Here is a 20,127-nt window from a genome sequence, read left to right on the forward strand (position 1 = left end):
TACCGTCCGGTGTATGGGGTCGCCGGTGGTGCTGCTGGACGTCGACGGGGTGCTCAATCCGTTCGAGAGGCCCCATCGCGGGTTCAGACGGCACCAGTGCTCGCCGAACGGCATGCGGTTCAAGCTCTGGCTCAACCCTGCGCACGGCCCCGCGCTGCTCCAGCTCGCCGAGTCGACCGGCGCCGAGCTGGCCTGGGCGAGCTACTGGTGCGGCCACGCCAACGGCTGGATCGCGCCCAGGATCGGGCTGCCGGAACTGCCGTTCGTCCCGATCCCGTCCTATCCCGGCAGCGCGGAGGGCCGCTCGCTCGGCGCGTGGAAGGCCCGCCACGTGGCGGCGTGGGCGGAGGGCCGCCCGTTCGTCTGGTTCGAGGACGAGCCGGACGCCACCGAGTGCATCGCCGGCGAACCGGGCGTCGCCGAGCACCTCCTGGTGGAGATCGACCCGCTCACCGGGCTCACCGACGAGCACCTCGGCATCGCCGAGACCTGGCTCCGCGCCCTCACCCGCTGACCCGGCGCCCACGTGGGTGCCCAGCCTGGTGGGGAAGGTTCCATTCGTCCAAGACGGCGTACGGCGGGGGTCCGTAGCGTCCTCGGACGAACGGAAAAGGAGCCGACGATGTCGAGATCACCATTGCTGGACGCGGCCTTCGGATACATGCCGGCGCAGATCGTGCACACGGCCGCGGAGATAGGCGTCGCGGACGCCCTGGCCGACGGGCCGAGGTCGAGCGGGCAGCTGGCGGAGGCGACCGGCACCCATGCGCCGTCCCTCCTCCGCCTGCTGCGCGGCCTCGTCACCCTGGGCGCCGTCGAGCAGAAGGAGCAGGACCTGTTCGCGCTGACCGCCGAAGGGCAGCGCCTGCGCGCGGACGCGCCCGACTCGGTCCGCGCCCTGATCAGGCTGTTCTGCGGCCCCGAGGTGTGGCGGACGTGGGGCGACATGACCGGGACGCTGCGCACCGGCGAGCAGGCGTGGAAGCGCGTGAACGGCCGGACGTCCTTCGAGTACTTCGCGACCGACCCGGAGCTGTCGGCGACGTTCAACACGGCGATGGCCGAGCACACCCGCGCGGTCGCGCCCGAGATGATCGGGGCCCACGACTTCTCCCGCTACGGGACGGTCGCGGACCTCGGCGGCGGCGACGGCACGCTGCTCGCCGCGATCCTGCGCGCGAACCCGGGCCTGCGCGGGCTCCTGTTCGACCTGCCCGCCGGCCTCGACGCCGCGTCCGGCACGCTGGCGGACGTCGCCGACCGGGCCGAGATCGTGCCGGGCGACTTCTTCGAGTCCGTTCCCGCCGGTGTGGACGCCTACGTGCTCAAGAGCGTCCTGCACGACTGGAGCGACGAGAAGGCCCTCGCCATCCTGCGGAACATCCGCGCGGCGATGGAGCCCGGCGCGCGGGTCGTCGTCCTGGAGCAGGTGATGCCGGAGATGGTCACGCCGGAGACGGCCCGCGTCGTCCGCAACGACCTCAACATGCTCGTCGCCACGGGCGGCCGCGAGCGCTCCGAGGCCGAGTTCCGGGACCTGCTGGACGCGGCCGGGTTGACCGGCGTCTCGTTCACCGGGCCGCTGCCCCCCTCCTCCTACTACGTGATCGAGGCCGCGCCCGCGGCCTAGCGCTCCGCCGCGGGCGCCCGCACCGGGGGCCGCTTACCCCGGCACACCTCGAACGTGCAGGATGGACCGTGGTAAGCGACCCCTGACAAAGGAGTGCCCCCATGAGTCCTCTCGCCGGCCGTACCGCCCTGGTCACCGGAGGCAGCCGCGGGATCGGCAGGGCCATCGCGCTCGCCCTGGCCGCCGACGGGGCCCGGGTGGGCATCGCCTACCGGCGGGACGAGGAGGCCGCCCGCAAGACCGTCGCCGACATCGAGGCCGCCGGCGTGGGCGGCCGCGCCTTCCGCGCCTCGGTCGACGGCGTGGACGACTGCCGCGGCCTCGCCGGGCAGGTCGAGGAGGAGCTCGGCTCCCTCGACATCCTCGTGCACAGCGCCGGGATCGCCAGCCGCGGCAACAGCGTCGCCGACACCGACCCGGCCGAGCTGGAACGGGTCATGCGCGTCCACGCGTTCGGCCCGCACCACGTCAGCCAGGCCCTGCTGCCGCTGCTGCGCCGCGCCGAGCGCGGCGACGTCGTGTTCGTCTCCAGCGTGATCACCGACATCATGCCGCCGTTCGGCGGCCCCTACGCGATGGGCAAGGCGGCGATGGAGGCGCTCGCGCAGGTCCTCGCCAAGGAGGAGCGCGGCAACGGCATGCACGTCAACGTGGTCGCGCCCGGGCTGGTCGACACCGACATGGGACGCCGGCTCGTGCGCGCCACCGCGGGCGTCGAGGACATCCGGCAGCAGGACGCCATGTCCCCGTACGGCCACGTGTGCTCGCCCGAAGAGGTCGCCGACGTCGTGCGGTTCCTCGTCTCGGACGGCGCGTCCTACGTCACCGGGCAGCGCATCGTCGTGGACGGCGGCACCTTCTGAGCCGGCGGCCGCAGGGCGCGAGCGCGCCGGGTCAGTTGCGCGTCCAGTCCGGCTGGGCGAAACCGGCGACCCGGGCGGGCCTGCCGAGCAGCACGACCTCCCGGAACTGCCACAGCATCGCCCCGGTCGGGGCGTGCACGCGCCACCTCGGGCCGAGCCGCATCTGCAGGAGGCTCCCGCCGTCCGGCTGCGGGACCCAGTGCGGGGTGTCGTCGTCCGCCAGCCGCCGCAGGCTCGTGTAGTGGACGGAGTGGACCTCGTCCGGGCTCGGCGCGAGCGGGCCCGGATCCCGTAGCGCCACCACGATCGGTGTGATCGCGAAGCCGGAGCTGGCGGGGAAGTCGTCGAGCCGGCCGAGGACGTCCGCCGGCCCGGCGGCCAGCCCGATCTCCTCGTGCAGCTCGCGCAGCGCCGCCTCCTCCTCTGTCTCGCCGTCCTCCAGCCGCCCGCCCGGCAGCCCCCACTGGCCCGCGTTCCGCCCCCGGTAGGCGCGCTTGATCAGGATCACCGACGGGACGCCGCCGTGCTCCACCGCGCACAGCACGACCCCGGCGCGGCGCAGGCCGGGCGCGTCCGGGACGGTCGTGTGCGCGAACGAGCCGAGCCTCCGGGCCGCGAGCGCCCCGAAGGCGTCCAGGTCATCGAGGGGGTCGGGGTCGCCGGGGGAGGGGCGGGGGACGGTCATGCCTCGATAGTGCCAGGACCCGCCTCGCGGGCGTACCGCGCGGGCGGCGTCCCGACGGCGGCGGTGAAGTCGCGGGTGAAGTGCGCCTGGTCGGCGTAGCCCAGCTCGGCCGCCAGCGCCGCCCAGTCGACGCCCGCGCCGGACGCGGCGCGCTCGGCGGCCTCCTGCATCCGGAACCGCCGGATCACCCATTTCGGGTTGATGCCCACGTACTCGTGGAACAGGCGCTGCAGCCCCCGCACGCTGAGCCCCTCCGCGGCGGCCAGCTCGTCCACCCGGACGAGGCCGGGGCGCTCCGCGATCCGCGCGACCACCGAGGCCGCCCGCTCGGCCGCCGGGTCGGGCTCGGGCGCCGCCTCCGCGAGGAACCCCTCCAGCCGGGCGACGCCCTCCTCGGCGCTCGCCGCCGCGAAGACCTCCCCGGCGAGCGCGAGCCCCGCCGCGCCGAACACCTCGTCCACCCCCGCGAAGCGGCCGGTCAGCGAGGCGGCGGGCGCGTCCATGAACGGCCTGAACCCGCCCGGCCGGAACGCCGCCCCGACCACGCGGCCCTCGCCGTGGATCTCCTCGGCGAACTCGTCCCGCACCACGCCCGCGATCCGCGCGCGCGTCGCCCCGGACGTCAGGTAACTCGTGAACGTGACGTGCACGGACGGGCGCGTCAGCACCTGCTGCCGGTGCGGCGGACGGCCCCGCAGATCCCACCGCAGCACCCAGAAGTTCGCCACGAACGGCGCGAGGGCGGGGCAGGGCGCGATCCGCTCCACGTCGAAGCGCTCCAGGCCCGTCCGGGGGCGCAGGATGCCGCGCGTCCCGCCGGGTAGGGATCGGTCCATCGGATCCAGGCTACCGGTGTCGCGTTTCTTCAAGACCCGCGCCGCGTTCCGTCCTAGCGTGGACGTGTGTTCGAACTGATGAGCGAGGGAAAGACCATGGATATCCGGAGCCAGATGCTCCCCACCGCCGAGGCCGCGGCGCGGATCGTCCTGGAGATCCCGCCCGCGAAACTGGACGCGCCCACCCCGTGCCCCGAATGGGACGTGCGGGGCCTGGTGAACCACCTGATCCTGTGGACCGGGCGGGCCGAGGCCGCTGCGCGCAAGGCGCCGCCGACCGGGCCTGGGGAGGACCACGACTTCACCGCCGAGCCGCACTGGGCCGAGCGGTTCGAGGAGCAGTCCCGCAAGACCGCCGAGGCGTGGCAGGACCCCGCGGCATGGGAGGGCAACACCAGCCTCACCGGCGCCAAGGAGGGCATGCCCGCCGGGTTCATCGGCGGGATCGTGTTCGTCGAAGGCGTCCTGCACGGCTGGGACCTCGCGGTCGCCACCGGCCGCGAGCCCGCCTTCCCGGCCGAGACCGTCCAGGCGGCCTGGGAGCAGACCCGCGCGATGGCCGACGTCAGCCGCAAGTACGGCGCGTTCGGGCCCGAGGTGCCCGTGGCGGAGGACGCGCCCCTGCTCGACCGGGTCCTCGGCCTGGCCGGCCGCGACCCGCGCTGGAGGCCCTGAATCCGCGGCGGCGCGCGGGTCCCGGCGCGAGCGGGGGCCCGCGCGCTCTACCCTTGAGGCATGTCTTCGAGCTCTTCGATCCGCGTACGCTTCGCCCCGTCCCCGACCGGCATGTTCCATGTCGGCGGCGCCCGCTCGGCGCTGTTCAACTGGGTGATGGCCGCCCAGTCCGGCGGGACGCTCGTACTGCGCATCGAGGACACCGACGCCTCCCGCAACAGCCCCGAATGGACCGAGGGCATCATCCGCGCCCTCGCCTGGCTCGGGATGGACGGCGAGCAGTACGAGGGCCCCTACTTCCAGTCCGCCAACACCGACAGGCACGCCGAGGCCGTCCAGACGCTGAAGGACGCCGGCCGCGCCTACTACTGCGACTGCAGCCGCGAGGCGATCGTCGCCCGCACCGGCGACCAGCACAAGGGCTACGACGGCTTCTGCCGCGACCGCGGCCTGGAGCCCGGCCCCGGACGCGCCCTCCGCTTCCGCACCCCCGACGAGGGCCAGACCACCGTCGTCGACCTGCTGCGCGGCAAGCCCGTCTTCGAGAACGCCGTCCTGGAGGACTTCGTCATCGCCCGCGCCGACGGCTCGGTCACCTTCCTGCTGGCCAACGCGGTCGACGACATGAGCCAGGGCATCACCCACGTCGTGCGCGGCGAAGAGCACCTGTCCAACGCGCCCAAGCAGCAGCTGCTGTGGGAGGCGCTCGGCGGCGAGCCGCCCGTCTGGGCGCACGTCCCCGTCATCGTCAACGAGAAGCGGCAGAAGCTGTCCAAGCGCCGCGACAAGGTCGCGCTGGAGGACTACCGCGCCGAGGGCTACCTCGCCGAGGCCATGCGCAACTACCTGATGCTGCTCGGCTGGGCCCCGTCCGGCGACCGCGAGATCGTCCCCTGGGACGTGATCGTCGACGAGTTCCGCATCGAGGACGTCAACTCCTCGCCCGCGTTCTTCGACGAGAAGAAGCTCCGCTCGTTCAACGGCGAGTACATCCGCGCGCTGCCCGTCGAGAAATTCATCGCCGAGTGCCTGCCCTTCCTGGAGCGGGCGCCCTTCGACGTGGACGTCGCGGTGTTCGCCGAGCTCGCGCCGCTCGCCCAGACCCGGATCACGCTGCTCTCGGAGATCGTCCAGATGATCGACTTCGTCTGCCTGGACGAGCCGCCGACCGACGAGCAGTCCTGGAAGAAGGCGATGAAGGAGCCCGCCGCCGCGATCCTCGCCGCCGCCGAGGACGCCTACCGGGACGCCCCCTGGAACGCCGCCGAGCTGAAGGACCGGCTGGAGCGCGTCGGCGCCGAGCACGGCCTCAAGCTCGGCAAGACCCAGGCGCCCGTCCGCGTCGCCGTCACCGGCCGCACCGTGGGCCTCCCGCTGTTCGAGTCCCTGGAGATCCTCGGCCGCGACCGCACCCTCGCCCGCATCGCCGCCGCCCGCGCTGTGTTGAATCGTGGTTAGTTCGGGGTGGGGCGCCTGGGGCGCCCCACCCCGAACTAACCACGTGCGATCGCTGCATCGCTTCGGCTCGCCTGGCGGCTCGCTGCGCGATCAGGTTCTTGCTTCGCTCGAACCTGCCTTCGGACGCGATCGCGATGGTTCAGGTCGTCGCATGGCTGAGGTGGCGGGCTGAGGCCGTCGTTACGGGACCTCAGCCCGGTTAAGGTTCCCTTCCCGGTTAAGGGGTCTCTGCGCCGTTGAGGGCTTGGCGCAGGTCGGCCAGGCGGCGGGTCAGCTCGTCGTAGTCGTCGCGGCGGGCGGGCGGGACGTGCTTGCCGACCACCTCGGCCTGCTCCTCCACCGCCGCCAGGCGGGCCCAGACCTGCTCGGACGGGTCGGCGCCGGGCTGCTCGTCCAGGCGGCGCTGCTGCTCGCGGAGCAGCGCCGCCTGCTCGCGCAGCAGCGTCGTCTGGTCGCGGAGCTGCTTGTTCTTGGTGTGCAGCTCCACGAACACCGACACCTTGGCGCGCAGCACCCACGGGTCGAACGGCTTGGAGATGAAGTCGACCGCGCCCGCCGCGTACCCGCGGAACGCGTAGTCGGGGTCGCTGTTCACGGCCGTGAGGAAGATGATCGGCAGGTCGCGGGTCTTCTTGCGGCGCTTGATGTCGCGGGCCGTCTCGAAGCCGTCCATGCCCGGCATGACGACGTCCAGCAGGATGACCGCGTACTCGTCGGTGAGCAGCGCCTTCAGCGCGTCCTCACCGGACCGGGCCCGGACCAGGTCCTGGTCGAGCGAGCTGAGGATGGCCTCAAGCGCGATCAGGTTCTCCTCGCGGTCGTCCACGAGCAGGATCTTCGCCTTGTCGTCCACGCGCGCCTCTCCGATTCCGGTCCCCGCCGCCGCGGGCCGCGACGGGCCCACAGGGCGACCCTACTGCCCGGGTCTCTCCTCTCCTCAGCGGACGACGGAGGGTTGCAGCCAGTTCCTCATGACGTCGAGGAGATGGTCCACGTCCACGGGCTTCGGCACGTAGTCCGACGCGCCCGAGGCGAGGCTCTTCTCCCGGTCGCCCTTCATCACCTTGGCCGTGATGACGATGATCGGCAAGTCGGCGAACTGCGGCATCTCCCTGATCGCCGCCGTCGTCGCGTACCCGTCCAGGCCCGGCATCATCACGTCCATCAGGACGACCGCCACGTCCGGGTTGCGGTGCAGCAGGTCGATCCCGGCCTGCCCGTCCTCGGCGTACAGGACCTCCATCCCGTAGCCCTCCAGCACGCTGGTGAGCGCGAACACGTTCCGGACGTCGTCGTCGACGATCAGCACCTTGCGGCCCGACAGGACGGTGTCGAGGAAGTCCGCGGGGGGCTCCTCGACCATGCCGTTCAGCGCGGCCTCGGGCTCGGTCGCCGGGGGCACCGGCTCGGCCGCCGGCCCCGCCTCGGCCTTACCGGCGGGAAGCGGGCGCACCACGGCGCCGTTGCCCTTCTCGGCGCCCGCGCCGAAGTCGACCTCCCGGCCGCCGACCGCGTCCGCCTGGGGCTCCGGGCGGCGCCGGTCCTCGCGCTCGCTGTACTGTGCGGGCAGGTACAGCGTGAACACGCTGCCGCGGCCCGGCTGGCTCTCCGCGTGGATCTCCCCGCCGAGCAGCCGCGCGATGTTCCGGCTGATCGACAGGCCGAGGCCGGTGCCGCCGTAGCGGCGGCTCGTGGTCCCGTCGGCCTGCTGGAACGGCTCGAAGATCTCCTGCAGCTTGTCCGCGCTGACCCCGATCCCGGTGTCGATCACCCGGAAGGCGATCACGTCCGGGGTGTTCCACAGCGCCGGCAGCGTGAAGTCGATGTCGCCGGCCCGCTCGATCAGCAGCCGGACCTCGCCCTCCGCGGTGAACTTCACCGCGTTCGACAGCAGGTTCCGCAGCACCTGCTGCAGCCGCTGCTCGTCGGTGTTCAGGGTGGCCGGGACGTCCGGCGCGACCTCCACGCCGAACTGCAGGCCCTTGTCGACCGACAGCGGCCGGAACGTCGCGTCCACGTAGTCGACCAGCGACGACACCGCCAGCCGCTGCGGGTGCGCCTCCATCTTCCCGGCCTCGACCTTCGCCAGGTCCAGGATGTCGTTGATCAGCTCCAGCAGGTCGGTGCCGGACTCGTGGATCGTCCGGGCGAACTCCACCTGCTTGCCGGTGAGGTTGCCGTCCTGGTTCTCCGACAGCAGCTTGGCCAGCACGAGCAGGCTGTTCAGCGGCGTGCGCAGCTCGTGCGACATGTTCGCCAGGAACTCCGACTTGTACCGCGAGGAGATCGCCAGCTGCTCGGCGCGCTCCTCCAGCGTCCGCCGGGCCTGCTCGATCTGGAAGTTCTGGATCTCGATCGCGCGGTTCTGCTGGGCCAGCAGCGCCGCCTTCTCCTCCAGCTCGGTGTTGGAGTGCCGCAGCTCGCCCTGCTGGCGCTGCAGCTCGTCCGACCGCTCCTGCAGCTCCTGCGCGAGCCGCTGCGACTCGCCGAGCAGCGCCTCGGTCCGCGCGTTGGCGCGGATCGCGTTCAGCGTCACCCCGATCGTCTCGATCAGCTGGCTGAAGAACGCCAGGTGGACGTCGGTGAACCGGCCGAACGAGGCCAGCTCGATCGCGCCGAGCACCTCGTCCTCGAACACGATCGGCAGCACGATGATGTTGACCGGGGACGCCTCGCCGAGCCCCGAGCCGATCTTGACGTAGTCGGCGGGGGCGTCCGCGATCAGCAGCGGCCGGCGCTCCTGCGCCGCCTGCCCGACCAGGCCCTCGCCCAGCGCGAACCGCACCGCCCCGTCCCGGCCCCGGCGCGTCCCGTAGCCGGCGATCAGCACCAGCTCGGCCTCCTCGCCCGCGGTCTCGGCCAGGTAGAACGCGCCGTACTGGGCGCTCGCCGTCGGGGTCAGCTCCCGCATGATCAGCTCGGCGACCTGGAGCAGGTCGCGGTGGCCCTGCATGAGGCCGCCGATCCGCGCCAGGTTGGTCTTGAGCCAGTCCTGCTCCTCGTTGGCGCGGGTCGTCTCGCGCAGCGTCGCGACCATCAGGTTGACGTTGTCGGACAGCTCGGCGACCTCGCCGCGCGCCTCCACGGTGATCGTCCGGGTCAGGTCGCCGGTGGCGACCGCGCTCGCGACCTCGCCGATCGCCCGCACTTGCGTGGTCAGGTTCCCGGCCAGCTCGTTGACGCTCTCGGTCAGCCGCTTCCAGGTGCCGGACACGCCCTCGACCTCGGCCTGCCCGCCGAGCCGGCCCTCGCTGCCGACCTCGCGGGCGACGCGCGTGACCTCGGACGCGAACGACGACAGCGTGTCGACCATCGTGTTCAGCGTCGTCTTCAGCTCCAGGATCTCGCCCTGCGCGTTGACGTCGATGCGCCGGGTCAGGTCGCCGTGCGCGACGGCGGTCGCGACCTGCGCGATGTTGCGGACCTGGTAGGTCAGGTTGGACGCCATGCCGTTGACGTTGTCGGTCAGGTCCTTCCACATGCCGCCGGCGCCGGGCACGATCGCCTGGCCGCCGAGGCGGCCCTCCGTGCCGACCTCGCGGGCGACGCGGCTGACCTCGGACGCGAACGACGACAGCGTGTCGACCATCGTGTTCAAGGTGTCCTTGAGCTGCAGGATCTCGCCCTGCGCGGTCACCTCGATCTTGCGCGTCAGGTCGCCCTGCGCCACCGCGGTCGTCACCTGCGCGATCCCGCGCACCTGGTTGGTCAGGTTGTTCGCCATCGCGTTGACGTTGTCGGTGAGATCCAGCCAGACGCCGCCGGCGCCGGGCACGACCGCCTGGCCGCCGAGGCGCCCCTCCGTGCCGACCTCGCGCGCGACGCGCGTCACCTCGGAGGCGAAGGCCGACAGCGTGTCGACCATCCCGTTCACGGTGTCCTTCAGCTCCAGGATCTCGCCCTGCGCGTCCACCGTGATCTTCTTGCCGAGGTCGCCCTCGGCGACGGCGGTGGTGACCTGCGCGATGTTGCGGACCTGGTAGGTCAGGTTGGACGCCATGCCGTTGACGTTGTTGGTCAGGTCCTTCCAGACGCCGCTCACGCCCGGGACCCGCGCCTGGCCGCCCAGGCGGCCCTCCGTGCCGACCTCGCGGGCGACGCGGGTGACCTCGTCCGCGAACGCCGACAGCGTGTCGACCATCGTGTTCAGCGTGTTCTTGAGCTGCGCGATCTCGCCCTGCGCGTCGACCGTGATCTTCTTGCCGAGGTCGCCGTCGGCGACGGCGGTGGTGACCTGCGCGATGTTGCGGACCTGGTTGGTCAGGTTGTTCGCCATCGCGTTGACGTTGTCGGTCAGGTCCTTCCAGACGCCGCTCACGCCGCGCACGTTCGCCTGCCCGCCGAGCTGGCCCTCGGTGCCGACCTCGCGGGCGACGCGGGTGACCTCGTCGGCGAACGCCGACAGCTGGTCGACCATCGTGTTCACGGTGAGCTTCAGCTCCTGCAGCTCACCGCTCGCCTCCACCGTCACCTTGCGGGTCAGGTCGCCCTTCACGACCGCCGTGGTGACCTCCGCGATGTCGCGGACCTGCGACGTCAGCCGCGCCGCCATCACGTTCACCGACGCCGTCACGTCCCGCCAGCGGCCCGTCATGCCGCGCGCCGGCGCCTGCCCGCCGAGCCGGCCCTCCGTGCCGACCTCGCGGGCGAACTGGGTGACCTCCCAGGTGAACTGGTCGAGCAGCTCCACCATCCCGTTGACCGACTTGGCCATGCGCAGCAGCTCGCCGCGCATGGGCCGGCCGCGCACCCGCAGCTCGACCCGCTGGCTCAGGTCCCCGGCCGCGACCGCCTCCACCACCCGGCTCATCCCGGTCGCGAGGTCGGTGAGCTTGTCGATGATCGCGTTGGCGTCCTCGACGGAGGTCGCCCACGTGCCGCGCAGGCCGCCCGAGGCCAGCCGCCCGCGCAGCTTGCCCTCCCGGCCGATCTCCCGCCGGACGCGGCTGAGCCCGGAGGCCAGCTCCTGCTCGTTCTGCCGGATCTCCTCCAGGATCGCCGCGGCCTCCGCCACGGCGCCCTCGCCCGGCACGTCCAGCTCCGCCCTCGCCCTGCCGTCCCGCACGGCTACCAGCGCCTTCAGCAGCGGCTCGAGGTCGGCGTCGCTGTAGCGCGGGGTCGTGTCGCGGTACCCGCCGGGGCGGGCACGTGACGCGGTACGCGGCATTCTCTTCATCCTCCTGGCCCGCGATCGTCGAACATCCGGACACCTCGTCGAAAGCCCGGACGGAAGGGACCCTCCCGCCGGGCCTCCGGCCGGCCTCCCTGGGCCCTCTGTTCCGGCCGCACCTGTACTCTACGTCGCCGGGCGGTGCCCGGACCCGTTCGCGGGTCTGCCGTGAACGGACGTCGATGACCGTGCATCCGCGCTTGTAGTCTTCGTGTTACGGTCTGTCGTGTCGTGGCGGGGGGTAGCGTTCATCGAGGCCGGACGCGTCACGAAAACCCCTTCTCGGCTCTCGTGGCCGCGCGGCCGACCCGTCTGCCACGATGGTCGGACGGGGGCAGAGACGCTTCGAGCAAGGGATGACGTTTGGATCGGCAGACGGCGTCGGCCACCTTCCCGTCCGCCGCCGCGGCGGTGGCGGACGCGCGCCGCTTCGTCCGGAAGGTGCTGGCCGACTGGGGCATGGACGAGGCCGCGGACGACGCGGTGCTGGCCACCAGTGAGCTCGCCACCAACGCGATCGCCTACGCCGGAACGTCCTTCGAGGTCTCCTGCCGGCTGGAGGACGGCGACATCAAGATCGAGGTCCGCGACCGGCACCCCACCCGGGGCATCGAGATGCCGGGCGTGACCGCCTCCAGCGGCCGCGGGCTGCCGTCGATCGCCCGGCTCGCCGCGTCCTGGGGCGTCTCCTACGACCACCGCACCAAGGGCGTCTGGTTCCGGCTGGCCCGTCCCGGCGCGCCGGCCGCCCCCGCCGAGGCCGAGACCGCCGCCCCCGCCGAGACCGCGGGCGACGGCCCCGCCGGCCGCGGCCCGCAGACCCGCGAGCGCGGCCCGCGCGACCGCGAGCAGGCCCGCGAGGCCGCCGGCGCGCAGGGCCGCGAGGGCGCCCTCAGCGGCGACGTCGGCGACATGCCCGTCGCCGGCGACCGCCTGCTGCGCTCCCCGGCCGCCGTGGAGGCCATGGAGGACGGCGTCGCCACCGCCCGCGAGATCCTCGGCGCCGAGGGCGCCGCCGTCCTGCTCACCGAGCGCGACGGCCGCATGATCATGGGCTCGTCCGCCGGCACCGCCGCGGAACTGCCCCTCGGCGAGCTGTCGGTGGCCGGGCTCGGCCCCGCCGCCCGCGCCGGGTCCCCGTGGGTCGCCGCCGAAGCCGATCCGACCGCCACGGCCCTGCAGGCCCGCTCGGTGGCCGCCGCGCCGCTGGAGTCCCAGGGCCGCCTCACGGGCGTCGTGGTGGCCGTCTCGTCCGCCCCCGGCCGCTTCGACGAAGCCGACGGCGTCCGGCTCGGCCGGCTCGCCGACGAGATGTCACTCTCCCTGGAGAAGGCCCGGGTGGGGGAGTTGGAACGGTCCTGGCGGGGCTGGCTCAGCTTCGTCGCCGAGGCCAGCGACCTGCTCGCCGGCACCCTCGACCAGGAGCGCACGATGGCCCTGGTCGCCCAGCTCGTCGTCCCCCGGCTGGCCACCTGGTGCGCCGTCTACACCGTCGCCGACGGCGAGCCCGACCGGCTCGCCTACGTCTGGCACGCCGACGAGAACCGCGCCGACGGGCTCCGCGAGCTGCTGGAGCACGCGGGCGCCGCGCCGCCGATGGACGGCCCCGGCCCCTGGAACGGCCTGGCCACCGCCCCCGAGGAGGTCCGCGCCGCCGCCGGCGACACCGCCGCCGACCACGTCTACGCGTTCCCGCTGATCGCCCGCGGCCGGCGCATCGGCACCATCGTCATCGGCCGCCCGCCCGGCGACCGCTTCCCGCGCAGCGCGATCGAGCTCGCCGAGGAGCTCAGCCGCCGCGCCGCCCTCGCCGTCGACAACGCGCGGCTGTTCTCCGCGCAGACCGCCATGAGCAGCGCGCTGCAGCGCAGCCTCCTGCCGCCCGGCATCCCCGAGATCCCGGGCCTGGAGGTCGCCGTCGTGTACGAGCCGGCGGGGGAGGGCAGCGAGGTCGGCGGCGACTTCTACGACGTGTTCGAGAGCGGCCCCGGCCCCGGCGGGCCCGCGTCGGCGTCCCGCTGGCGGTTCGCGATCGGCGACGTGTGCGGCACCGGCCCCGAGGCGGCCGCCGTCACCGGCCTCGCCCGGCACGCGCTGCGCATCCTCGCCGCCGAGGACATGTCCGTCCCCGCCGTGCTGGCCCGGCTCAACCGGCTCATCCTCGGCGAGGGCGAGCGGGGCCGGCTGCTGACCCTGCTGCACGGCGAGATCGCGACCCGCCGCCCCGACGGCGTGCGGATCCGGCTGACGAGCGCGGGCCACCCGCTCCCGCTCGTCCTCGACCCGGACGGCGGCGTGCGCGAGGCGGCCACGGCCCAGGCCCTGCTCGGCGTCTTCGACGGTGTGGACTTCCACACGGACACGGTCGACCTGCGCCGGGGCGAGGTCCTGCTCTGCGTGACCGACGGCGTCACCGAACGCCGTTCCGGGAGCCGGCTGCTCGGCGACGGCGACGGCCTCGAACGGCTGCTGGCCGGCTGCACCGGGCTCAGCGCGGGCGCCGTCGCCGCCCGCATTCAACGCGCCGTGCGCGATTTCGGCCCGGAGCCCTCGAACGACGACATTGCCCTCATCGTTCTACGGGCGTCATGATGGAGACCAACAATCGGTAAGGTGGGGTGGCGTGGGGCTTGCCTTGCACACGACACGACAGGACGGCCGCGCGACGATCGCCGCGCGCGGCTCCATCGACCTGCACTCTTCCGAAGAGCTGCGCACTCGGCTGACCGAGCTCGTGGACGCGGGCGAGCGGGCGGTGGTCGTCGACCTCGCGGCGGTGGACTTCTGCGACTCCTCCGGTCTGAACGTCCTCGTCCGGGCGTACAAGCACGCGCGCGCCCAGAACGCGACGCTGACCGTCACCGGCGCCTACGGCCGCGTCGAGAACGTCCTGCGCACCACGGGGCTCGACCGGTTCCTGATCGAGGGCCCGGCGGAGGAGGCGGCGGCCGATGAGCGGTGAGTGAACACGATGAAGAACGGCGAGCGGGCGGAGTGACCGACCCGATGACCGAGACCACACTGCGCGCGGCGCCGCAGACCGAGGCGGTCGAGTACGCACGGCGCCTCGCCGCCCGCACCATGCGCACCTGGGCGCTGATGGACCGCGAGGAGCTCGTCACCGCGATCGTGGCGGAACTCGTCGCCAACGCCGTCCGGCACGCGGGGACGGCCCTGGAGCTGCGGCTGCTGCGCGGCACCGGCCGCGTCCGCGTCGAGGTCCGCGACCGCGCCGCCCAGCTGCCCCGGCTGACCGTGCCCGGCCCGCTGGACGAGTCGCACCGCGGCCTTTTCATCGTCGACCGGTTCGCGAACTCCTGGGGCGCCGACCCGGTGACCGGCGGCAAGGTCGTGTGGGCCGAGGTCGACATCTGACGCGGATCTCCGCCCTGGAACGTGCCGCCGCGCGGCCCCTCCTGTGGGAGCGCGCCCATGCCGCCCGGCGGCCTGGGCCCCGCCGGGCGGGGCCCAGGGGCCGCTAGGCCGACTTGCGGTACAGCTCCGCCACCATGAAGGCGAGGTCGAGCGACTGGCCCCGGTTGAGCCGCGGGTCGCACGCCGTCTCGTACCGCTGGTGCAGATCGGCCTCGGCGAGGCCGTGGCCGCCGCCGACGCATTCGGTGACGTCGTCGCCGGTGAACTCGATGTGGATGCCGCCCGGGTGGGTGCCGAGCGCCCGGTGCACCTCGAAGAAGCCGGCGACCTCGTCGAGCACGTCGTCCAGCCGCCGGGTCTTGTGCCCGCTGGGCGCCTCGAACGTGTTGCCGTGCATCGGGTCGCAGATCCACGCGACGGGCGCGCCGCTCTGGTGCACCTTCTCGATCAGCGGCGGCAGCACGTCGCGGATCTTGCCGGCGCCCATCCGGGTGATGAAGGTGAGCCGGCCGGGCTCGGCGTCGGGGTTGAGCCGGTCGATCAGCGCCAGCGCGTCGTCCGCGGACGTCGTCGGGCCGAGCTTCACCCCGATCGGGTTGCGGATCCGGCGCAGGAACTCGACGTGGGCGCCGTCCAGCTGCCGGGTGCGCTCCCCGATCCACAGGAAGTGCGCGGAGACGTCGTAGGGGAGCCCGCTGAGGTGGTCGATGCGGGTCAGCGCCCGCTCGTACTCCAGCAGCAGCGCCTCGTGGCTGGAGTAGAGCTCCACCTCCTGGAACTCGCCGGGGCTCGCCCCGCACGCCTTCATGAACGTCAGGGCCCGGTCGATCTCGCCGGCGAGCTGCTCGTAGCGGCGCCCCGCCGGGCTCTGCTGGACGAAGTCGCGGTTCCAGGCGTGCACCTGGCGCAGGTCGGCGTAGCCGCCCTTGGTGAACGCCCGGCACAGGTTCAGCGTCACCGCCGCGCAGTGGTAGGCCTTCAGCAGCCGCTGCGGGTCGTTGCGGCGGGACGCGGCGTCGAACGCGAACCCGTTGACGGCGTCGCCCCGGTAGGCGGGCAGCTCCACGCCGCCGCGCACCTCCACGGGCTTGGACCGGGGCTTGGCGAACTGGCCCGCCAGCCGGCCGATCTTCACGACCGGCACGCTGGCCGCGTAGGTGAGCACGACCGCCATCTGCAGCAGCGTCTTCAGCTTGTTCTTCACCGCGTCGGCGTTCGAGCCCTCGAACGTCTCGGCGCAGTCGCCGCCCTGCAGGACGAACGCCTCGCCGCGCGCCACGTCCGCGAGCTGCGCCTTCAGCTGGTCGCACTCGCCGGCGAAGACGAGGGGCGGCTGGGTCGCGAGCTCGGCGGCGACCGCGCGGACCTCGTCGGGATCGTCCCATTCGGGCTGCTGGAGGGCGGGGAGCGCGCGCCAGGCGTCGAGGTCCCCGGTGACGGCGGAGGTACTCACCCCAGAAGGCTATGGCACCGCCCGCCCCGCCCGGAACGGCGAACCGGGCGGACCCGCTCGGGGCCGCCCGGTTCGCGACGGTATGGGGGTGCCGGTCCCGTCAGGCGGCCCGGCTCCCGGCCGCCGCGTGCTCCCGGCGGGCTTCGGGCGCGCCCGCCCCGCCCGCCGCCGGCGCGCCGGTCAGCGCCCTGCGGCCGCTCAGATCCGTCTCGTTCGCCAGCTGGCGCAGCCGCCGCAGCGAACGGTCGGTGATCTGCCGCACCCGGTTGTGGCTCAGGCCGTACCGGGCGCCGATCTGGGCGTAGGACAGCGGCTGGCCGCTGTCCATCCCGAACCTGGCGCGCAGGATCGCGGACTCGCGCTCCGGCAGCCGGTCGAGCAGCCGCGCCAGGCCCTCGATGTCGTCCAGCGCCAGGATCTCCGCCTCCGGCGTGACGGCCTCCGGGTCCTCCAGGAGGTCGCCCATCGGCGTCTCGCCGGCGTCGTCGACGGTCGCGTCCAGGCTCGCCGGGTCGCGCCGCCAGCGCAGCAGCTCGTCCACATGGTCGGCGTCGGCGCCGATGGTCCCGGCGAGCTCCTCGCGGGTCGGCTCCCTGCCGAGTTCACGGCCCAGCTGGCGCTCCGCGCGCCGCAGCCGGGACAGCTCCTCCTCAACGTGGACCGGCAGCCGGATGGTGCGGGCCGTGTGGCTGAGCCCGCGGCCGATCGCCTGCCTGATCCACCATGTCGCATAGGTGGAGAACTTGAAGCCCCGGCGGTAGTCGAACTTCTCCACCGCGCGCATCAGCCCCAGGTTCCCCTCTTGAATGAGGTCGATGAGGGGCAACGAGTCGGTCGGGTATTTCCGGGCGATCGAGACCACGAGCCGCAAGTTGGCCTCGACGAAGCGCTGCTTCGCGCGCAGCCCCGCCGCGGCCAGCTCCTCCAGCTCCTCGCGGGTGGCGCCCGCGGGCACCCTCCCGTCCTCGAGGAGCTGCTCGGCGTACAGGCCCCCTTCGATCGCCTTGGCCAGATCGACCTCCTCCTGCGCGTCGAGCAGGGGGGTGCGGCCGATCCGGTCGAGGTACGCCCCGACGAGATCCTTGTCGGGGACGTCGACCCTGTCGCCCTTGGTACGGGTTGCAGCCATCCTGACCCTTCTCCGGTGCGATCTCCCTAAGGGGAGAACGCTAATTACCGCTCTGTGATTCCCGGGTGGGGAATACTGCGAGGCTGTGTGCCGCTCTACGACCTGATACCCCGACTGAGGAGAAACCGACATGGCGACCGTCACACTCACCGCTGACAACTTCGACGAGGTGGCTCAGGCCGAGGGCATCGTGCTCGTCGACTTCTGGGCCGAGTGGTGCGGTCCGTGCAAGCGCTTCGCCCCGGTCTTCGAAAAGTCGGCGGCCAAGCACGAGGACATCGTGTTCGGGAAGGTCGACACCGACGCGGAGGCCGAGCTGTCGCAGCGGTTCGGCATCAGGTCCATTCCCACGCTGATGGCGATCCGGGACGGTCTCATCGTGTTCGCCGAGCCGGGCGCCGTTCCCGAGCCGGTGCTGGAGAACGTGATCGAGCAGGTCCGCGGCCTCGACATGGAGGACGTCCGCCGGCGCGCGGAGTCCTGAGCCGACCGCCGCGGGTTGCGCCGAGCCGACGCCCCGGAGTCGCCCCGGCGGCGAGTGCGCGGCACGAGGGCAAAGAACGGGGCGGCAGGGCCCGATGCCGGGCCGGCATGGACGATGATGGACGGATGCTCGCCGATGTCGTCCCATGCCTGGTGTGCCCCGTGTGCGGAGCCGACCTCGAACTGGCCGACCGCGGACTCTCCTGCCCCGGCGGGCATACCTTCAATATCGCGCGGCAGGGGTACGCGAACCTTCTGCCGGGGAACGCCCGTCCGGGCACGGCCGACACCCCCGAGATGGTCCGCGCGCGGGACGCGTTCCTGAAGGCGGGCCATTTCGCCGAGCCCGCCGATCGCCTCGCCCTCGCGGTGTCCCGCGCCGCACCGTCCTTCGTCGTCGACGCGGGTGCCGGCACCGGGTACTACCTGGGCCGCATCCTCGACCGGGCGCCCGGCGCGGTCGGCCTCGCACTGGACATCTCCAAGCACGCGGCCAAGCGCGCCGCCAAAGCCCACCCCCGGGCGGGCGCCGTCGTCGCGGACCTGTGGCGCCCCCTCCCGCTGCGCGACGGCGCGGCGGACATCGTGGTCAACGTCTTCGCGCCGCGCAACGCGGCCGAGTTCCACCGCGTGCTCCGCGACGACGGGCTCCTGTTCACCGTGACCCCGTCGCCCCGGCACCTCGGCACCCTGGTGGAGCCGCTGGGGCTCCTCACGATCGACAAGCGCAAGGCCGAGCGGATGGACGCCGCGCTCGCGGGCTACTTCAAGTTCGATTCGCGCCAGGAGATCGAGACGGAGGCCGCGCTGACCCACGACGAGATCACCACGCTCGTCGGGATGGGCCCGAGCGCGCACCACGTCCCGGCGGATCTGCTCCGCGAGCGGCTGCGGCCGCTACCGGACCCGCTCACCGCCCCGCTGTCCTTCGTCCTGTCCACGTACAGGCGGCTCGTGTAGGCGGCCGTCCGCGCTCTGGACGAGTTCGAGCAGCACCTGGGCCACTTCGCCGGGCTCTGTCACGTCATGGACTTCGGCCTCCGGCATGTCTACCGCCTCGTACATGAACGAGACGAAGACGGATCGGGCCGCACCGCTCAGCAGGAGGCGCTGAAGCGCCTGGCCGGCGCGCAGCCATGCGGCCGGGGAGTCACCACGGGTTGTGAGGATGGCGCGCCGGCCCCTAGCCCCCGGAACGTCGGGAAGCGGGTGAAGGCCGGCCCCTTCCAGACGGGCTGCTTCGCCCAACTCGTGCACGAGGGGCAGGGGCGGGCGAAGCCCCGATGCGGGACGGTTCCCGGGGAAGGGCTTCAACGTCGCCGCGTAGAGGAGTCGTTCAGCGCGACTCACGCGATGGTGTCCCGCCAGCCGCACCGAGGCGAGGACTGATGGCCGCCCGGGGTCGGGCAGTAGCCGCACCACGGCCGCGTACCCGAGTTGAGCCGCGGCAAGGCGAAGATTGACGAGCGCGGCGCCGCTGCTGAGGTGGAGGCCGCGCCCCGCGGGGTCGTGCATGGGCCGGAACCGGTCCTGGTCGGCGTGCAGCTCGATCGCACCGGGAACGACCTTGAACCGCCAGGCGTGCACGTCATGGATGGTCGGCCCCATCGTCGCGGCGACCACGAGGCGTTCGGCGGAAGCGCGGATGGCGACGGGCACATTCACGAGGTGATCCTCCTGACCTCGGCGGACTGTTCGTGCCGGGAGCCGCTGCCCGCCCCCGGACCGCAGGGCGCCGTAAAGCGGGCTGTCCGCGCACGCTACATCACTGTGACCCGGCGCACGTAGTGCGTGAAAGGCGAGGTCAATGGGGCCGATGGTGTGTCCGGGTGACAAGAGGTGCGCGGGACGCGAGCACTCCGATTTGACGGTGCTCGCGGAGGACCATAATGTCTCCCGTGCCCCGAGAGACGCGGGACGCCGCAGGGCGGCCGGTCTCGGGGGAAGCCACCAGGAATAACCCGGCCCCAAGTTGGGTTGTCCTGAGGTGGAAGCCCCAAATGGGATGCGGGACGCCGACGAGGCGGCCGGCCCGAGGGGATGGGACTCCAAAATTGGTTCGAGCGGCGCTCGGGCTGGTGTAGGATACCGAAAAGCCCAACACGGGATGCAGGACGCCGCGAGGTGGCCGGCCCGCAGGGGCGACTCCTACGGATCGACCATCGCCAGGCTCACGGCCTGGGGGTGACTCGTCGCCGCAGGGGGACTGGGACGCCTCCGACCGTCAAAAAGATCTTCGCGGATCGACTTGACAACGGGAGCGGAACAGGTAAGTTAGAAGGGTTGCCCCGGAGCCGGGGTCCGCGAGAGCGGGGTTCGGCGCGGTGGGTGTCCGTTTCTTGAGAACTCAACAGCGTGTTAAAAGCCAGT

The 20,127-nt window shown here is 72.7% G+C and carries 17 protein-coding genes; 10 read left to right on the forward strand and 7 right to left on the reverse strand.

Annotation, left to right across the window (positions count from 1 at the left end):
• Positions 1–13: 13 nt before the first annotated feature.
• From ACGFI1_RS42965 to ACGFI1_RS42975, 3 genes are all read left to right on the forward strand, one after another.
• Entirely contained in the window at positions 14–514 is a 501-nt protein-coding gene (locus ACGFI1_RS42965) for an HAD domain-containing protein (protein WP_387078671.1), read from the forward strand.
• Positions 515–622: 108 nt separating this feature from the next.
• Positions 623–1,630, forward strand: a complete 1,008-nt coding sequence (locus tag ACGFI1_RS42970; protein WP_392793417.1) for a methyltransferase — start codon at positions 623–625, stop codon at positions 1,628–1,630.
• A 101-nt stretch (positions 1,631–1,731) separates the two neighbouring features.
• Positions 1,732–2,493: an SDR family NAD(P)-dependent oxidoreductase gene (locus ACGFI1_RS42975; RefSeq protein ID WP_392793419.1), complete on the forward strand. Its 762-nt coding sequence runs from the start codon at positions 1,732–1,734 to the stop codon at positions 2,491–2,493.
• Between the two features lie 31 nt (positions 2,494–2,524).
• Here ACGFI1_RS42975 and ACGFI1_RS42980 read toward each other — a convergent pair whose 3' ends face one another.
• Both ACGFI1_RS42980 and ACGFI1_RS42985 read right to left on the reverse strand, forming a co-directional pair.
• Positions 2,525–3,178: an NUDIX hydrolase gene (locus ACGFI1_RS42980; RefSeq protein WP_301176355.1), complete on the reverse strand. Its 654-nt coding sequence runs from the start codon at positions 3,176–3,178 to the stop codon at positions 2,525–2,527.
• Positions 3,175–4,014, reverse strand: coding sequence for a DUF6597 domain-containing transcriptional factor (locus ACGFI1_RS42985; protein WP_386875527.1), 840 nt, complete (start codon positions 4,012–4,014; stop codon positions 3,175–3,177). Before ACGFI1_RS42985 ends, ACGFI1_RS42980 begins: the two co-directional genes overlap by 4 nt.
• A 96-nt stretch (positions 4,015–4,110) precedes the next feature.
• Between ACGFI1_RS42985 and ACGFI1_RS42990 the strand changes: the two genes are divergently transcribed.
• On the forward strand, positions 4,111–4,689 hold the full coding sequence (locus ACGFI1_RS42990; RefSeq protein ID WP_386875525.1) for a TIGR03086 family metal-binding protein: 579 nt from the start codon (positions 4,111–4,113) through the stop codon (positions 4,687–4,689).
• 60 nt (positions 4,690–4,749) lie between these two features.
• A complete protein-coding gene (gene gltX / locus ACGFI1_RS42995; protein ID WP_392744191.1) occupies positions 4,750–6,147 on the forward strand; it encodes a glutamate--tRNA ligase in 1,398 nt (465 codons plus the stop codon).
• Between the two features lie 217 nt (positions 6,148–6,364).
• Here the strand turns inward: gltX and ACGFI1_RS43000 are convergent, their stop codons facing one another.
• Complete coding sequence (locus ACGFI1_RS43000) at positions 6,365–7,000, reverse strand: response regulator (RefSeq protein ID WP_392793421.1); 636 nt, start codon at positions 6,998–7,000, stop codon at positions 6,365–6,367.
• 84 nt (positions 7,001–7,084) lie between these two features.
• A complete protein-coding gene (locus tag ACGFI1_RS43005; RefSeq protein WP_392793422.1) occupies positions 7,085–11,314 on the reverse strand; it encodes a HAMP domain-containing protein in 4,230 nt (1,409 codons plus the stop codon).
• A gap of 366 nt (positions 11,315–11,680) precedes the next feature.
• Here ACGFI1_RS43005 and ACGFI1_RS43010 point away from each other — a divergent pair, with 366 nt between their 5' ends.
• From ACGFI1_RS43010 to ACGFI1_RS43020, 3 genes are read left to right on the forward strand one after another with little or no spacing between them, the layout of a single operon-like run.
• Positions 11,681–13,909 carry a SpoIIE family protein phosphatase gene (locus ACGFI1_RS43010; protein ID WP_392793423.1) on the forward strand — a complete coding sequence of 743 codons (2,229 nt, stop codon included), beginning with the start codon at positions 11,681–11,683 and terminating at the stop codon, positions 13,907–13,909.
• A gap of 31 nt (positions 13,910–13,940) precedes the next feature.
• On the forward strand, positions 13,941–14,279 hold the full coding sequence (locus ACGFI1_RS43015; protein ID WP_138639592.1) for an STAS domain-containing protein: 339 nt from the start codon (positions 13,941–13,943) through the stop codon (positions 14,277–14,279).
• A gap of 44 nt (positions 14,280–14,323) precedes the next feature.
• Complete coding sequence (locus tag ACGFI1_RS43020) at positions 14,324–14,692, forward strand: ATP-binding protein (RefSeq protein ID WP_240808293.1); 369 nt, start codon at positions 14,324–14,326, stop codon at positions 14,690–14,692.
• Positions 14,693–14,795: 103 nt separating this feature from the next.
• On the opposite strand, the gene ACGFI1_RS43025 is transcribed toward ACGFI1_RS43020, so the two are convergent.
• Positions 14,796–16,145: a class II 3-deoxy-7-phosphoheptulonate synthase gene (locus ACGFI1_RS43025; RefSeq protein ID WP_392793424.1), complete on the reverse strand. Its 1,350-nt coding sequence runs from the start codon at positions 16,143–16,145 to the stop codon at positions 14,796–14,798.
• Between the two features lie 100 nt (positions 16,146–16,245).
• On the reverse strand, positions 16,246–17,274 hold the full coding sequence (locus ACGFI1_RS43030) for a sigma-70 family RNA polymerase sigma factor (protein WP_240808294.1): 1,029 nt from the start codon (positions 17,272–17,274) through the stop codon (positions 16,246–16,248).
• 130 nt (positions 17,275–17,404) lie between these two features.
• Here ACGFI1_RS43030 and trxA point away from each other — a divergent pair, with 130 nt between their 5' ends.
• Entirely contained in the window at positions 17,405–17,758 is a 354-nt protein-coding gene (gene trxA / locus ACGFI1_RS43035) for a thioredoxin (protein WP_138639594.1), read from the forward strand.
• A gap of 107 nt (positions 17,759–17,865) precedes the next feature.
• Positions 17,866–18,717 (forward strand): putative RNA methyltransferase, encoded by an 852-nt coding sequence (locus ACGFI1_RS43040; protein WP_392793425.1) that lies wholly within the window; start codon positions 17,866–17,868, stop codon positions 18,715–18,717.
• On the opposite strand, the gene ACGFI1_RS43045 is transcribed toward ACGFI1_RS43040, so the two are convergent.
• Positions 18,655–19,422, reverse strand: coding sequence for a hypothetical protein (locus ACGFI1_RS43045; protein ID WP_392793427.1), 768 nt, complete (start codon positions 19,420–19,422; stop codon positions 18,655–18,657). The genes ACGFI1_RS43040 and ACGFI1_RS43045 overlap by 63 nt on opposite strands.
• Between the last annotated feature and the right edge of the window lie 705 nt (positions 19,423–20,127).

It is taken from the genome of Actinomadura geliboluensis, assembly GCF_043197915.1.
GTDB classification, from domain to species: domain Bacteria; phylum Actinomycetota; class Actinomycetes; order Streptosporangiales; family Streptosporangiaceae; genus Spirillospora; species Spirillospora geliboluensis.